This is a genomic window from Candidatus Borkfalkia ceftriaxoniphila (assembly GCF_004134775.1).
In the GTDB taxonomy this organism is placed as follows: Bacteria; Bacillota; Clostridia; order Christensenellales; family Borkfalkiaceae; genus Borkfalkia; species Borkfalkia ceftriaxoniphila.
The window spans coordinates 1,116,491-1,132,904 of the sequence record NZ_SDOZ01000002.1 but is presented as its reverse complement, the minus strand read 5'-3'; the positions used below and the strand labels follow the sequence as shown (position 1 = coordinate 1,132,904).

10 protein-coding genes are annotated in these 16,414 nt (G+C 55.8%); 3 read left to right on the top strand and 7 right to left on the bottom strand.

What is annotated here, in order from left to right; translation table 11 throughout:
• Positions 1–37: 37 nt before the first annotated feature.
• Positions 38–922 carry a hypothetical protein gene (locus ESZ91_RS05265; RefSeq protein ID WP_129224822.1) on the bottom strand — a complete coding sequence of 295 codons (885 nt, stop codon included), beginning with the start codon at positions 920–922 and terminating at the stop codon, positions 38–40.
• A gap of 91 nt (positions 923–1,013) precedes the next feature.
• The gene (locus ESZ91_RS05260) at positions 1,014–3,023 is read right to left on the bottom strand and encodes a hydantoinase/oxoprolinase family protein (protein WP_129224820.1); all 2,010 of its coding nucleotides are present in this window, start codon (positions 3,021–3,023) and stop codon (positions 1,014–1,016) included.
• A gap of 213 nt (positions 3,024–3,236) precedes the next feature.
• Here ESZ91_RS05260 and ESZ91_RS05255 point away from each other — a divergent pair, with 213 nt between their 5' ends.
• Complete coding sequence (locus ESZ91_RS05255; protein WP_129224818.1) at positions 3,237–4,400, top strand: ROK family protein; 1,164 nt, start codon at positions 3,237–3,239, stop codon at positions 4,398–4,400.
• 30 nt (positions 4,401–4,430) lie between these two features.
• On the opposite strand, the gene ESZ91_RS05250 is transcribed toward ESZ91_RS05255, so the two are convergent.
• Together ESZ91_RS05250 and ESZ91_RS05245 are read right to left on the bottom strand one after the other, a co-directional pair.
• Positions 4,431–5,555: a glycoside hydrolase 5 family protein gene (locus ESZ91_RS05250; protein WP_129224816.1), complete on the bottom strand. Its 1,125-nt coding sequence runs from the start codon at positions 5,553–5,555 to the stop codon at positions 4,431–4,433.
• Between the two features lie 80 nt (positions 5,556–5,635).
• Positions 5,636–6,589, bottom strand: coding sequence for a uroporphyrinogen decarboxylase family protein (locus tag ESZ91_RS05245; RefSeq protein WP_129224814.1), 954 nt, complete (start codon positions 6,587–6,589; stop codon positions 5,636–5,638).
• A gap of 146 nt (positions 6,590–6,735) precedes the next feature.
• Here ESZ91_RS05245 and ESZ91_RS05240 point away from each other — a divergent pair, with 146 nt between their 5' ends.
• Both ESZ91_RS05240 and ESZ91_RS05235 read left to right on the top strand, forming a co-directional pair.
• A complete protein-coding gene (locus ESZ91_RS05240; protein ID WP_129224812.1) occupies positions 6,736–9,042 on the top strand; it encodes a glycoside hydrolase family 2 protein in 2,307 nt (768 codons plus the stop codon).
• 17 nt (positions 9,043–9,059) lie between these two features.
• A complete protein-coding gene (locus ESZ91_RS05235; RefSeq protein ID WP_129224810.1) occupies positions 9,060–10,184 on the top strand; it encodes a uroporphyrinogen decarboxylase family protein in 1,125 nt (374 codons plus the stop codon).
• Positions 10,185–10,209: 25 nt separating this feature from the next.
• On the opposite strand, the gene ESZ91_RS05230 is transcribed toward ESZ91_RS05235, so the two are convergent.
• The 3 genes from ESZ91_RS05230 to ESZ91_RS05220 are packed head-to-tail and all read right to left on the bottom strand — an operon-like array spanning position 10,210 to position 16,380.
• A complete protein-coding gene (locus tag ESZ91_RS05230; RefSeq protein WP_129224808.1) occupies positions 10,210–12,657 on the bottom strand; it encodes a beta-mannosidase in 2,448 nt (815 codons plus the stop codon).
• The gene (locus ESZ91_RS05225) at positions 12,644–13,624 is read right to left on the bottom strand and encodes an ROK family protein (protein ID WP_129226262.1); all 981 of its coding nucleotides are present in this window, start codon (positions 13,622–13,624) and stop codon (positions 12,644–12,646) included. The genes ESZ91_RS05230 and ESZ91_RS05225 overlap by 14 nt, the downstream gene beginning before the upstream one ends.
• Before the next feature lie 17 nt (positions 13,625–13,641).
• Complete coding sequence (locus ESZ91_RS05220) at positions 13,642–16,380, bottom strand: family 78 glycoside hydrolase catalytic domain (RefSeq protein ID WP_161971063.1); 2,739 nt, start codon at positions 16,378–16,380, stop codon at positions 13,642–13,644.
• Positions 16,381–16,414: the final 34 nt, after the last annotated feature.

The window sequence follows — 16,414 nt, the reverse complement described above, 5'->3', positions numbered from 1 at the left end:
CGCAAACCCTTTCGGTTTGCGCTCTTTTATATTTTTGTTATCCTTGATTTTTCAGCGCGATCGTCGCCCGCACGAACATAAACGCGCCCAGCGCGACGATGAGCAGGCAGACAGCGCCGCCCGTGACCGCGTTGTAAAGGCTCACGTCCGCTTCGGGCGAGAACGCCTGAAACATGGCGGTCTGCAAGGCGAGCACGGAAACCGCCGCGTCGGCAAAGTTGATATTCCGCACCGCGCGTATCTTGAAATCGCTCTGCTTGCGCGCCTTGACAAGATTATACAGCGCCATGATGATCTTATAAAATGCGTAGGCGGCGGAGGCGTAAATCATCAGCCCCGCGTATTCGAACGCGCGGTTTGCGTACACCATCTGTACGACGGCCGCCGAAAGCGCCAGCGTGAGCACGATGAGGAGGATCCCGCCCGTACGGTAGACGCGGATGCGCAGCAAATTCTTTTCCTCTTCCGTTTCGCCCTTGCGTCCTCGCAGGATCACGCCGCCGCGCAGGAATGCGAGTACCAGATAATACCCCGCCAACGCACCGAACCAGACGGAATGGGAAAGCACGGCGAGCGTGCCCTGAAACAGGGCGTACGCCACGCTGACCGCCCAGGTGACGAGCCCGAACGCCACCGTGCGATATCCGTAATCGTGTAAAAGTTTATCGGTAAATTCGTAATTCTGCGCCCAACGCGTAATATTCGTTTTCATTTTCGGTACAAAACAAATTACTACGTATATGAGATAGACGAGAGAGAGCGCGGAAAGCGCATAGAACACGTAGGAAAGAATTTGAAACCACAGATCGGGCAGGTGCAACGCGGCGGCGGCGACCGCACCGCCGATACAGAGGATCGATACGGCGATCAGCGCGGCTTTTTTCGCGCCGCGCACGCTTTTCAGTCGATCGGTAAATTTCACGGCGCTCCCCCTTTTTTTGGATTTTCCCCTGTATTATAACATAGAAACGACGAAAATGCAAACGCGGATCCGCTGTGCGGATCCGCGTTTTTTATTTTGTAAACCCCACCGAGCCGATCGCTTCGGCGGTGACGACGGCGCCCAGAAACAACTTTTCCTCATCGTCGTCGTACTGTGTGGCGGACGTGCTGTATTTGGAACGGGTGACGACGGAGATCTCGCCCGCCGCGCCGCGCATCTTCGCTTCGGCGCGGGCGGCGCTCTCCGCGTCAGCGGCGGCGAACGCCTCCGCATCTTCCAGCGTTTCGAATTCCCGCGTTTCGGCGTTGCCGTACACGATAAAGCCTTCGCCCGTTTTCTGCCGTATCTCCGCGGTGCAGGCGGCGTAGACGTTGCCCGTGACCGCGCCGACCACATTGGCGACTTCGGCATGCTCGGGTATCACGGCTGTCGTGCCCAGAAGTCGCGCGACCTCGGGCAAAAACAGTCCGACGGGCGCGCCGATGCCCACGAGTTTGAAATTCGTTTTCAGCCCCGCCTGCGCCACGCCGCGTCCCTGGCCGAGCGCGGTGCGGTAGCATTCCTCAATCCAATGGTCGCTCTCTTCGCCGAACTTTCCGTTTTTGTAAAAGCCGTCCTGGTATTGCAGGATGATCTTGACGATATTCACGTACATCTTATGGCGTATTTCCGCGTATACCCGTTCGCAGAGTTGTTCGGTCGCGATCTCCAGATTGCCCGCCACGATATCCGCCGCCATGCGGGAAACGGAACCGTCGAACCGCTCGAAATCCCCGCGCACGTGCATCACGTCCGTGGGCGTCAGTCCGATCACCTGCACGGTCCCCTCCTTCAACAGGCGGGGAATGCGGAAAGTATACAGATCTTTCCCCATCGCGGCCGCCGCGTCTTCCAGAATAAGAGGCCCGTCTTTGAGGGCGCGGCAAAGCGCGCGTTCCTCCTCGTTCAAGCGTGCAAGATCGGGCTCTTTGGCGAGCGCGTAAAACTCGTGACGGAAATGCGAATGCACGATCTTTCCCTCGTCCACAAGTTGTTGCAGGCGCGTTCGGATCTGCGGCCAGCGCGCCGCCGCCACGCACAGCGGGATCGCGCGGAACTCTTCCAAAACGAGTTTGCGGTCGCGGTAGCGCACGGCGCTGTCGCCGCCCAGACCGAACGTACGGATCATAAGCCCGTTGACGTAGGTGCGCCATTTGCCGATGGAAACGCCGTCGCCCGCGCGCACGGGGATCCCGTCCACGACGACGGCAATATCCGTAGTGGTGCCGCCCATGTCCACGATGACTGCGTTCTTCTCGTCGGTCAGCCCGAACCCGCCCATCACGCTCGCCGCGGGACCGCAAAGCAGCGTTTCCACGGGATGCAGGCGGGCGAATTGTTCGCTCATCAGGCTGCCGTCGCTGCGCATGATGACCACGGGCGCGGCAAGCCCGCGCGCCTTCATCACCTTTTCGACGGCGCGGATAAAATCGCGGATGACGGGATACAACTGCGCGTTTAAAAGGGTCCCCGCGCCGCGCTGCAAACTGTTGAGTTCGTTGAACAGTTCACAGCCGCAGGTGACGGGAACGTCCGAAAGGTTTTGCAGCCGCTCTTTCGCGCCCTTTTCGATGACGGCGTTGTTGCGCATGGCGTACAGTTCGATGACGCCCACGCCCTCGGCGTTTTTCAAAAAAGCGGGCGCCTCTTTTTCGAATTTTTTCCAGTCGGGCGGCTGCGGGATACTGCCGTCCAGCCCCGTCTTGCAGGGCGGTATCCAGATCTCGGAGGAGGGCGGCAGACCGTACTGCGCGCCGTAGCGGTCCAAAATGACCTTATCGCCTCCGAAAAATATCAATTTGGCGTTGCCGCCCTTGTTTTCCACGCAGGCGTTGGTCGCGAGCGTGGTGGACAGCGAGACCATGCGCACGCGCGCGAAGAGTTCTTGAGGCAGCGCGTCCAGCGCGTTCGCGATGCCGATGCACAGATCTTCTTTGGTGGTGAGCGCTTTGGCGCCCGCCAGAATTTTCTTTTCGTCGAAATCGTAGAGTACGGCGTCGGTATACGTTCCGCCCGTATCTACGCCGATCGCTATTTTCATGATATCACCTGTTCTTTGCTTTTTGCGTATACAATCAGTATATCACATCCGCGCGCGCGGCGCCACGTCCTGGTTTGCGCAAAAATCGTATTATTTTGCAGCGCGCCAAAAGATTTGGGGATTATTTTGTTTTGTATTGACCTTTCGATCATTTTCCTTTATAATATTAGGGAAGAATGAGAGTTTCATGCGCAGGCAGAGGTGGGAAACGAAATGACAAAAAACAATATCAAAAGCGGACAACTTGTCAAAGAACAGCATTTGAATACATTACTCAGACACTTGATCTTGGATGACTGCACCACCCGCATCGGCCTTGCCAAAAAGACGGGACTGACGAAAATGACGGTCACCAATCTCGTCAACGAACTGATCCAGAACAAATTGATCTGCGAAACGGGCACGCAGGAATCCAAGGACAGCCTGCCGGGACGAAGGCCCATCTATCTCGTCGTGCACCCCGAGGCGCCGCATATCATCGACGTGACCATCGGCCGCGATTTTTTAAGCGTTTCGCGCGTGGACATGAAACTGAATATCATCATCCAGCAAAAAATCAAACTCAGCGGCGAAAATCTGCAATCGTTTTTGCATAAGATCGAATCGGAACTGGAATACGTCATACGCTACAAGCCCAACGACATTCTCGGGATCGGCGTGGTGACGCCGGGGCCCGTGGACGCCGAAAACGGGCTGATCATCAACCCGCCCAATTTTTTCGGGATCAATAATTTCAACGTATGCCGCTACCTCAAAGATAAATTCAAGATCCCCACCTATATCCAGAAAGACGGCAACGCCTGCGCGCTGGCGGAGCAGATGTACGGCAAGGGAAAAAATATCGGCGATTTCATCTATTTTCTCGCCACGCAGGGCGTGGGCGTCGGGATCATCACCAACCACCGCCTCTTGAACGGCAGGCGGTCGAGCGGCGCGGAGATCGGGCATACCTGTATCGACCCGAACGGCGAACTCTGTTACTGCGGTAACCGCGGCTGTCTGGAAACGTTTATCAACCAGAACGCGGTGCTCGCGAAGTTCAACGCCGCTTTCGGCAAAGATTTTACCGACTTTTCGCAACTGCTCGCATTCTGCGATGCCGACGCGGAAGGCGAAAAACTGCTGTTCCGCAGTCTGGATCATCTGATCATCGGTCTCATCAACGCGGTGAATATTCTGGACTGCGAGGCGATCATCATCGGCGGCGTGTACGCGCAACTCAGCGACAAATATTTCGCCTATATCGAATCGGAGATCAACAACCGCATTTTGCTGTCGGGATACAAGCGCGTGCAACTGATGCGCGCCTCCATCGCCTCGGCGCAGCAGGCGCTCGGCGGCGCGTGCACCGTGCTCTATCACTATCTCAAACTGTAACGAAAAAGACCGACGCGCGTCGGTCTTTTTTTATTTCGTCTTTTTCGCGTATTCTTCGTTGCAATCGCGTATCAGCGCGAAGAGAAACTGCCCCTTGCGGCTCGTTTCGGTGAAACTGTATTCGATGCCGCCGAGCGGGTCGTAATTCCAAAGAAGGCTCGCCTGCACGTTGAAATCCACCATGCAGCCCGCCATGTAGCGGTACGCCGCCTCTTTTCTTTCCTCCGTAGGCTCGGGTTCGGTGAGATCGTTGTGACCGAATTCTCCGACAAGGAGAGGCTTTTTGATCGACGCGCACATTTCCGTCGTATACGCGAGATATTCTTCGAGCGTCATTTCCCTACCGAAATAATTTTCTTTCCGAAAATAAATGTGTTCGCTGACGACGTCCATATATGCGGGATGAAACCTCTCGGTGACCTTTTCGTGCTCTTCTTCGGTATCCTGTATCCAGGCGCCGTAGGCGTGCATATTGTACTGGGACGCTCGCAGCGTGGCGTTGCCGCTGGTGATCATGCGATCGTGCGGATCGTTTTCGCGCACGATCTCGGAAAACTCGCCGAACGCGCTCTCGATATCCGTCAAAGTGATGCAGTCGGACGCGTCGCGCGGACTGCCGTCGTATAGCGGCGGGCGGTTTTCCGCCGCGTTGGGAAGGTCCGCGCCGAGGTTGTATTCGTTGCCGAATTCCCATCCCCATATGCTTTGACAGTCCTTTAAAAGCGCGGTCATGTCGGCGGTGTATTCCCGCATGAAACGCCGCGTAAGACTTGTTTCGTCACCCCAGGCGCGCATGGGCTCGCGGTAATAATCGCTCACGCATTGAATGAGCCAGAAAAAACTGGGAATGATCCCCACGCCCAGCCGCTCCGCCTCTTTTGCGATTTTCAGGATCGCGGCGCGGTATTCCTCTTTGCGTCCGAGATAGACGGGCAGTTCGTGCCAGTAATAGCCGCCCAGATTTGCGCGCACATAGGGGATCTTGTTTTCAGCCAGCACTTTCAGCCCGTAAAAGGCAACGGACACGTCGAACGCGTCCCCCTCTTCTTTCGGGAACGAACTGTTGAACAGATTGTAAAAATTGACGCCCATGCCGAAGTAGGGCGCGCCCTCGAAAACGAGCGTTCCGTTTTGATTTGACAGACCGTATTTCATTGCATTTTCCTCCTTCGGCGCGCCGCAACCCGCGGCGGGCAATAAAAACAGCGCACACAATAAACATATGATAAACTTTTTCATGGCCGATAATTTCGCAGCGCGTCGACCATGTAACCGTAATTTTCATCGGAAAGGCCGATGGAATGGTACTCTTCCACGTAGCCGATAAACCCGCCCGATCCCGTGCCCAACGTTTCGACGAGCCGCCGCGTGTACGTCTCGATCGCCGCGCGGTCGGCGTTGATCGCAATCTTTTGCAAATCGACGGGGCAGTTGAAACACACTCTGCCGCGGAATTTCGCCAATTTTTCCAGCCCCATCACTTCGGGCTGGTTGAAATTGAATACGTCCGCCCCGATCTCGACGAGATCTTCCAAAATATCGTACACATAGCCGCAACTATGAAAATAAACGTGCTTGCCCGCTGCGTGCACGATGTCGAACTGGCGCTTGTAGCGCGGCTTGAAAAAATCACGCCACAGCGCGGGGCTGATCATCAGCGAAAACTGCATGCCCCAATCGTCGTAAAACGCCACCGCGTCGATATCCGTTTCGACGAGACGGCGGATGACGTCCTCCTCGTATCCGAACACCATATCCGCGAGCGTTTCCAGATTCTCGCGTTCCAGATACAGATCTTCCAGCGTATTTTCGAATCCGCGCAAAAAGGTCAGGATCCCGAACCCCGTGATGCCGAACCCCGCAACGATATACTTATCTCTGTATTTTTCCAAAAAGGCGGGAAGGCTCCGAAGGCGCGAACGGTCCCTGCCGTCGGGCGGGCGATAATTTTTCAGATCCGCCCAGTCTTTGATGACGGGTTCTTTGGGCTGCCCCATCGTATCGTCGAGCCGCTCCCATAAAAAGCCCCATTCCGAACGGTTCGGATCGTCGCCGTGAAAACTTTCCGCCGTTTCCACGCAGTAGGAAACGATATCCGATTGTTCGATATCCTTGTTGAACAGATATACGGGTATGCGGTCGACGCCCGCGCCCGCGATCGCGTTTTTCACCAGTTGTTTCGAGTTCATTTCTGCCCCTTTATTTTTTGCTTTTCTAAATTATATCAAAACTTTTTCCCGTTTGCAAGTGTATTAGTAAAATTATTTTACTAATTGTTTGACTTGCCGTTTTTTTTATTATATAATAGGAAAAAGCCATAAGGGAGGAAAGAAATATGGAACCGCTGTCACTGCGCGGCGCGTGCAGACTTTATCTGATCAAAGACGTCGATTCGGTGCGCACGCCCGACGATCTTGCGGGGAGGGAGAGCATCCCTTCCGCCATTCCCTCGAACGCGGAGATCGATCTTATGAACGCGGGAAAAATCGGGGACGTTTATTTCGGCAACAACATTTTATCCCTGCGCGGGCGGGAATTGTACGATTTGTGGTACGAGATCTCCTTTTCTCTCGACGAAAAGCAGTCGGCGGGCAACCCTTATCTCGTCTTTCACGGCGTGGACACGATCGCGGAATACTTTTTAAACGGCGTAAAGATCGGTGCGAGCGACAATATGCTCGTGGAGCACGCGTTCGATATCGCAACAACGGCGAAGATCGGAGAAAATCGGCTGTTCGTACATATCTTTTCGCCCGTGCGCGCCGCCTCGAAAGAGGAATATTACGCCTATATGGTCGCCTTTCCCCTCAATTTCGCGAGCGTACGGCTCAGAAAAGCGCCGCATATGTTCGGTTGGGATATCATGCCCCGCCTGCTTTCGGGCGGGATCTGGCGCGGGGCGGAGATCTTATTCCGCAAAGATATCGGGATCGAAAACTGTTATTTCGCCACACTGCGCGCGGATACACGGCGGGCGACGCTCTGGTTCCAGTATTCCCTCCGCTGTCCGCCCGAACTGTACGGCAAGGCGACGCTCAGACTTTCGGCAAAGTGCGGCGACAGCGAGATAGACTATGCCGAAAAAGTGAATTTTTGCGTTTCGACGGCGCGCATCGACGTTGCGGAAGCGAAACTCTGGTGGGTGCGCGATTACGGCGAGCCGAATTTGTACGAGGCGCGCGTTTCGCTGATTTCGGAAAACGGCGTAGTACTCGACGAAAAGCAATACCGTTTCGGGCTGCGCACCGTCGAAATCGAGCGTTCAGACCTCGCGGGCAAGGAAAACGGCGGCAGATTCCGCGTGCTTTTAAACGGAATCCCCGTCTTCTGCAAGGGCACCAACTGGGTGCCCGCGGACGCGCTGCACGCGCGGGACGAGGAACGCATCCCCGCCATTTTGGATAAGGTGCGCGACTTAAACTGCAATATCGTGCGCTGTTGGGGCGGGAACGTGTACGAGGACGATCGGTTTTTCGAATTTTGCGCGGATCACGGCATTTTCGTATGGCAGGATCTCGCGATGGCGTGCCAGATGGTGCCGACCGACGAAAAATTTCAGAAACAGATGCGCGAGGAAGTGAAAAAACTTTGCCTGCGCGTGCGCAATTCGCCCGCGCTCCTTCTGTATTGCGGCGACAACGAGTGCGATTGGGGGCTGATGGTCAACGAAATGGACCCCGCAAACAATCTGATCACGCGGAAGACCGTTCCCGAAACGCTCTTTCGATACGATCCGTTCCGCCCCTATCTGCCCTCATCGCCCTACGTATCGCCCTCGGCATGGGAAACACGCGATGAAAATTTGCTGCCCGAAAATCATCTGTGGGGTCCGCGGGATTGTTTCAAGGCAAACTATTACACGGGCTCGAAAGCGCACTTTATCAGCGAGATCGGTTATCACGGCTGCCCGAACGTATCTTCGATGAAAAAATTTCTTTCGCCCGACAAGTTATGGCCGTGGCAGGACAACGACGAGTGGATCGCCCACTGCACCGCGCCCGACGGCAAAGGCGATTTTTTCAGTTACCGCCTGAAACTGATGAGCGACCAAATCGGCGAATTTTTCGGCATCGAGGCGCAAAACTTACAGACGTTCGCGTTCGCCTCGCAAGTTTCGCAGGCGGAGGCGAAAAAGTTTTTCATCGAATGGGCACGGCTCTCGAAATGGGATAAGAGCGGCATCATCTGGTGGAACATACAGGACGGCTGGCCGCAGTTTTCCGACGCGGTCTGCGATTATTACGGACAGAAAAAACTCGCCTACTATTATATCAAACGGGTGCAAAAGCCCGTGGTCCTAATGATGCGGGAGCCTCAGAACTGGCATCTGGAAGCGGTCGTCGCCAACGACGGCTCGAAAGACGCGAAGGGCGAATACGAAGTCATCGACGCGGACACGGGCGAAACCGTACTTGCGGGCGAATTTTTCAGCCCAGCAAACGAAAACACAGCGGTGGGAAGGGTGCGCGTTTCTACGGGCGCGCACAAATTATTTCTGTTAAAATTGCACGTCGGCGGCGAAACCGTTGTAAATCACTATCTGCACGGCAAACCGCCCTTCGATCTCGAAAAATACAGATCGTATCTCAGACAGATCGCCGCGTTCGATCGTTCGTTCGACGCGGATTCGGTGGCAAAATGAGTTTCAGGGAGGAAAACATGAGAAGGCAAGATTTTTTAGACACGGTTTCGCACCGCGCGCCGCAAAAGATGACCGTAGATTTCGGCGGATGCCCGCTCTCGACGGCGGACGGCGCGGTGATCGCCAAAATGAAAGACTTTTTGGGCTTTTACGGGAATGACGAGGACGAGCGCCTGCCCTTTGCGGCGACCGCCTCCATCGACGAGCGCATTTTGCGCGAATACGATATCGACACGCGCGGGGTGGGATATATCCTCGCGCCCAAAAAGAGTTTGTACCGCAAGATAGACGATACGGCGTACGTGGACGAATGGGGCGTTACGCGCAAATTTACGGGCTTGTACTGGGATATCGTAGATTCGCCCCTAAAAGACGCGGGCCTCAAAGACGTGGAAAATTATCCCTTTCCTGATCCCGATTCGATCGACGTAAAAGCGCTGGACGCGATCAAACGGCAGGCAAAATATCTGTATGAAAACACCGATTACGTGATCTGCGCCTCGCACCCCGTGTACGGCATATTCGAACTGGGCTGCTGGATGTTCGGATTCGACGATTTTCTCTATCGCATGGCGGCGGAGCCCGAAGTCGTGCACTGCTTTTTCGAGCGCGTTTTAGCCTATCAGAAACAGGTTTCCGACCTCTATTACGGAGCGATCGGCGGTTATATCCACTACACTTCCAGCGGCGACGATTTCGCCACGCAGAGTTCCACGTTCTTTTCCAAAACCATGTTCGACGAAATGATTTTGCCCTATTTCAAGGAGCGCGTGCGCTTTACCAAAGAAAAGACCGCGGCGAAATTTTTACACCATTCGTGCGGCAACGTGTTCTCGCTCATCCCCTCGCTCATCGAGGCGGGCGTGGATATCCTCAATCCCATACAGCCGTGCAGCGGGGATATGGCGCCTTGCAGACTCAAAGAAACGTACGGCGCAAACATCGCCTTTCACGGGGGACTGGACACGCAAAGCGTACTTCCGCGCGGCAACAAAGAGAGCATCGGAGAGGCTGTCAGAAATCTGATGGACACCTTCCGCGAAAGCGGCGGCTACATTTTCGCCGCCGCCCACAACATACAGGGCGACGTGAGCGCGGAAAATATCCACTATTTCCTGCAAGCCGCAAAAAACTACAAATAAAAAAGAGGGGATATCCCCTCTTTTTTTATTCTTCGGGCAATTTCGTAAAATCGCTCACGCGGATATCCTCCGCGCGCAACGTTTCACTCGTTTCCAAAAATACGCGGCGCGTTTCCCCCGCCTCGAGGTCGAAAAAGTTTTCCGAATACCAAACGCGCGCGTTCTCTTTGGCGACGTCAAGGCTTACGGCGCGGGCGAACGCGCGGGCGCGGATATCCACAAAGTATCCCCCATTCGTTTCCGCGACCTCGTACGTATAGTCGCTTTGAAAGGGCAGTTTCCATAAATTCGGGAAATACACGCTCTTGATAATTTCCCCTTCCGCGGCAAATTCCGCCGTCCAGTAGTCGGCGCGCTCCCTGCCCGCAAGCATGGGGAAAAAGGCGATATTCGCGGTACCGACGCGCACAAACTTCTGCTCGCGCCATAAAATTTCGCCGCCGAGCCGCTTGCCGCACAGCGTGAGCGTGCCCGCGGCTTCGCGCATCGTATCGTTGACGACGTTGACGCGGAATCCGCCCGTTTCCTTTGTAAAAAAGGCGTGCAGAGGGCGGAACGCCTCCCGCATGGCGTAGTACGCGGATTTCGGTTCCAGATAGTAGTCCACCACCGACCAGGTGCCCGTGGGCCAGATATCGTTGTACATCCAGTTCATAAAGCCGCCGCAAAAACGCTGCGCGCGGGCGTGCTCGATCTCGCTCTTCAAAATTTCGTAATGCGCCTGCATGCCTTTGTGACAGAACTCCCGCGCGTTATTTACGGCGCCGAACAGTTGGCGCGCCGTCAAAAGTTCCCGCTCGGCAAAGGTGAGCGGGCAGGGCGAATAGGGATTCGACACAAAGCGCTCGGTATACAGATCGTTGAGCGGCCACAGTTTCTCCGCGGGCATGAATTTTTTCAGGGAACGGTAGCGGCAGGGCCCCAGAACCGCGCACTCGGAAAAGAACGCCGCGCGGTTTTTCGCCAGCACGCCGCGGTATTTTGCCATATCTCCGCCGATGATCGCCTCTTCGTAGCAGTTGGTATGCGTGTCTCCGTTTTGAAGGTCGTTGGCGACTTCGGTAAACCCGAAAGGACTTTGATTGACGTAAGGGAGATCGGGAAACCATTTCTGCGCGATGCCGCGCAGAAAATAATCGACGAACGGCAGACCGTACACGGGCTCTTCGGTCGGGTCGAGCGTGCCTTTGAGTTCGTTGCCGCCGCATATGAGCGCGATACACGCGTGAGCGCGAAGGCGGGCGAATACGTTTTCCGATTCCTCGGTGATCTTTTCGATAAATTCAAAGGAATCATAGGGAATATCACAGCAACTGAACATAAAATCCTGCCAGATCATGATGCCCTTTTCGTCGCATTTGTCGTAAAAAACTTCCTTTTCGTAATAGCCGCCGCCCCACACGCGCAGCATATTGAAGTTTGCCCGCCGCGCAAGTTCCAAGAGCGTTTCGTAGCGGTTCTCATCCAGCGTGCCCGCAAAACAGTCGGCAGGCACCCAGTTGGAGCCCTTTGAGAACACGGGCGCGCCGTTTACTTTCAGACGGCAGATATTGGAGTGCGCGTCGTACGCGCTCTGATCGAGTTCGATCTCGCGCACGGCAAACCGCCGCACCGCGGTATCGAGCGCCTTTCCTTCGCGCATCAATTGCACGCGGGCGTAATAAAATTCCTGTTTCCCGTATCCGTTGGGCCACCACAGCCGCACGTTCGGGATATGAAAATTGAGAACGCTCTTCTTGCCGCAAAGTTTATCCTTGCAACCGAGCACGGGAAGGGTGAGCGATTCGTCCCCGAAAATTTCCAAAACCGCCTCGTCGTCTTTGGCGCGTTCGTCGAAATAATCGGAAAAACTCCAAGTAATTTCCGCGCGCACACTGCCGTCGCGGCGGGTGAAAAAGGCGATATCGCGCATGCGGTACTTGTTTTCGCCGTACAGCGATACGCCCTGCCACACGCCGTACCCGGGCAGGTTGGGCGCCCAATCCCAGCCGAAATGGCACTGCGCCTTGCGCACGAAGATTCTCTTTTCGTTGAAAATGGATACGTAGCGGTCGTTTTCAAACTTTTCCATCTCTTTCAGGGTGGAGCGCAGCAAAATTCTGATCTCGTTTTTACCCTCGCGCAGCGCCGCTTTGACGGAAAATTTGTATTGCATGAACATATCGTCGGTCTTACCCACCGACACGCCGTTGACGAAAATTTCCGAAAAGGTGTCTATCCCGTCGCACTGTAAAACGACGTCGTCGCAGTCGAGCAATTCGCGCCCGACGGTCAGTTCGCGGGAATATTCGAAGTCGCTTTGCACGAGGTCGGCGTACAGTTTATAATTGTCCCCTGCGCGGTAGTCGGGCTTTTCGCCGTTTAAAAACGCGTCGTAACTGACGTCGCCTGGTACGTTGCCGCGCATAGTTTTGCCGCCGCCAGCGGGGCGGAGTTGCCATTCGCCGTTTAAAGAACGTTCAAATAATTTCATCTTGTCCCCTCGTCGCCGCGACGACCGCCGCGTAATCGCCTATTTTTTCTCCGAGCATGGCGGGCGCAAGACGGCATACGGCAAGCGACGCGCCCAACGCCTCGGCTTTGAGCGTTTCCATGGCGCTGTCGTACAAAAATTTGTGCGCGCGCACGAACACGCTGCCCGCCACGATCAGTTCGGGATTGAGGATATCCACCAAGACCGCAAGACCTTTCCCGAAATAGGCGCCCGTTTCGCGCAAAATGGCGATCGCGTCCTCGTGCCCCTCTTCCGCACATTCGATGACGCGCTTGGCGTCTATCTTGGGGATAAAGTCCGCGTCGCGGCAGAAACTGACGGGATCGCCGTGATTGAGGCATTTCGCCGCGTATTTCTGCGCGATCTGGCGGATCCCCGCGCCGCTGCAAAAACTTTCGAACGAGCCCGCCTTGTTGTAGCCGACGGGGCCGTCTTTTTCCAGACGCACGTGCCCCACTTCTCCCGCCATGTCGTTGGTGCCGCTGTACAGCGCGCCGTTTAAGATGAGCCCCGCCCCCAGCCCCGTGCCGAAGGTTAAAAATATCATGTTTTTCTTGCCCGCGCCCGCGCCGAATTTCCATTCCGCCACCGCGCACGCGTCCGCGTCGTTCATCAGGCGGACCGGTACCCCCAGCCTTTCGCCCAGATAGGCGCATACGGGCACGCTGTCCCACCCCGGCAGATTGGGCGGCGACAGGATGAGCCCCTTTTCGCTGCTCAGCGGGCCGCCGCAGGACACGCCCGCCGCCGTAATATCTTGTTTGGAAAGTTCCAGAAGCGCGAGTTGGCACTCGTAAATTTCGCAAAGGCGGTCCAGAATGCTCTGCCACGAGCCTTCCGTACAGATCTGGCTGCGCGACAGAAAATCCACCTTTCCCTGCGCGATCTTCGCGATCAAAACGGCGCATTTCGTTCCGCCGATATCAAACCCCACTACGTACATAATTACCTCCGGTATCATTATCAGTATTCAATTTCCACGCCTTCGGGTACGCTGCACGTAAGGCGCATTTCCCCCGAAACCATTTCCCAGCGCACATGAATGTCGCCGTAAGGCGTGGGCACCGCGCCGCGGCACCATTCGAGCCCGCAGGCGTGCGGACGAATGCGCACTTTTTTGTAGCCTGCCTCGACGGGCGTGACGCCGAGCACGTATTCGCTTAGAAAATAGACGGGCGCGGCCGACCAGCCGTGGCAATGGCTGCGCGTCAGCCTTCCGTCGGGCGCGGCATACGTCCACATTTCCCAGAAGGTATCGCAGCCCGTGTCGATCATTTTGCCCCAACTGCGCAAAAGATCGCCGATAAACGCCGCATCGTCGCCCCGTCGCATCATCGCTTCCAGATAAAAGAATTCGAAAAAGGGACTGCCCGCACGCACAACCCCCTCTTCGGGCGCTTCCATCAAAAGACGGCAGCGCTCCTTTCTTTCCCCTTGCGCCGCGCCGCTCATAAAGGCGATCGTCTGCGTCTGCTGGCTGAACACTTCGCTCAAAACGCGTTTCCCGTCCCGATACCGAAGGCAGTCGACATAGGCGCGCCTGTTTTCGTCCCACAACAAACGGTTGATCGCGGCGTTGATCGAATCCGCGAGCGTGCGGCACTGTGCGGCGCACGGCTCGCCGAATTCCTGCAAAAACGCGGCGGTTTCGGAAAGCGCGAGCACGGCGAAACAGTTGAGGTGCGTCACCGCGCCGTCGCAGGGGGTGTCCATCGCCGCCCAGTCGAACATATTCCAGGCGAACATCTGAAACAGCTCGTCGCCGTTGACGTGTTTTCGGATGCCTTCGAAATTTTTACGCAGGAACGGCACGAGTTCTTTTGCGCCCTTTCGATCGCCCGTATAGCGGTAATATTCGCAGATTGAGCGCATCCACAGAAACGTCCAGCAGGGCAATACGTTGAACCAGCCGCTCGGCACCTGCGATAGGGTGATATCCGAATATTCCAGCGATTCGCCCACTTGTTTTAAACAGCGCAGCCAGAGCGCTTTGTCGCCGTTCATCATAAAATGCACGAGCGCCTCGTTGCGCATATCGCCTACCCAATGCACCTGTTCGTAGGTGGGGCAGTCGGTAAACGTATCCTCCGCGCAGTTGACGAGGGTGTTTTTGCCGACTTCGTAAATGCGGTTGAGTTTCCAGTCGCTGCAAAGAAAATCGCCGCGCCCCGTCTGCGGATAGGAACAGCGCTCGACGTACAACTTATGAAAGACGGCGCTCTCGCAGCCGCGCACCGTTACGTAGCAGTAGCGCAGCCCGCGCCGCACGGCAAAGCGGAAGGTCTGCCGCCCCGCTTTCGCGGTATAGCGGCAGGTGTTGTTCATGCCCTCTGCGAAATTTTTCCGCCCGTCGGGCTGAATGAATTCGAAATTGTGGAAATCGAAAACCGCTCCCGCTTCCGCCGTAATATCCAAACACAGAAACCCGACGAGTTCTGTGCCGAAATCGAACAATAAACGTATTTCTTCCCCGCCCGTCTGCAACGCGGCGGAATTGCCCGCCGTGAGCCGTTCGGAGAGATACTGCCGTTCCTGTACGCCGAAACAGGGTTCGGCGGGCTCGCGGTAGCATTGCAAAAACACGTTTTCGGGAATCAGATCGCTCGTCAGATCGACGAGAAATCTTTCGGGAATCTTATCCAAACAGCCGCGGGCAGCGTTTTGGAAAATACTTTCCTTTTCCGCCGTTCCGATCGATTCCCCCGCGACCGTCTTGTAATGTGCGAAATCGCCCGTCATATTTTCATCGGGCGCAAACGGGCCGACGAGATATGCGTTTTCGACGGCGAGTCCCCCTTCGCCCGAAAGGGAAAAACCGACGACGCTCGAATGGCGCGTGCCCTCTTCGCGCAGAAAAATCCAGTTTTCGCCGCGGCGGAAAGAAAACTTTCCGTTGTCCGCGGGCGCGCCGTTGACGAGCATCTCTTCGTGATACCATTCGCGGTAACGTATTTCGGCAACATGCGCCTTTCGGGCGCGCACGCGGAAAAGCAGCCCCGCGCTGATCTTCCAAGGCGTGCAGTCGAATCCGTCGCGCGGCAGAATTTTACGGTAGTCGAGGCAAACCTGAGCGTTTTTCCCGACGATGCGCTCGGTTTCGACGAGGCGCGCGGGGTATACGGGCGTACGCGTGAGAAAAGGGATATCCCGCTCCTGCAATTCCTTATGCAGGCCGTCGTCGTAAGGGCGCAATTCGAGCGCGGACGGCATCTTTTTACGGCAGACAATTTCTTTCCAGCCGCAGTACGCGCGCGCGTCGACCCGCTCTTCGTAGCCTTGCTGGCAGCTGATGCGCGGCACGTTCGCGGCATATTCGCGCGCGGCGTCCGCTTTCCACGACCGATCGCTCACCCACACGGTTTCGCCTTCCGATTCCAGCCACGCCAACAGCCCGCCGTCCCGTTTCAGATACTGAAAGGTATCGCATCCGAAATGTTCGACGAGCACGGAAAGGACGTTTTTTCCCTTTTTCAGCAGCCCGCCGAGTTCGTAGACGTCCTTTTTATAGTGATCGGGATAGGCGCGTAACGGTCCGAATCCGAGATATTCGCCGTTGAGATAGAGTTGATAGCGGGAATCCGCCGTAATGTGCAGCGCCGCGGACCTGCCTTTGATAGTAAATTCTTTGCGGAAAACCGCGTACTGATGCGCGTTGAAGTCTGTGTTTGCGTTCCATATCCATTTTGCGTCTGTTTTTTGCATAATTCCTCCGCAGACGATGGCAGCATCCGCAAGG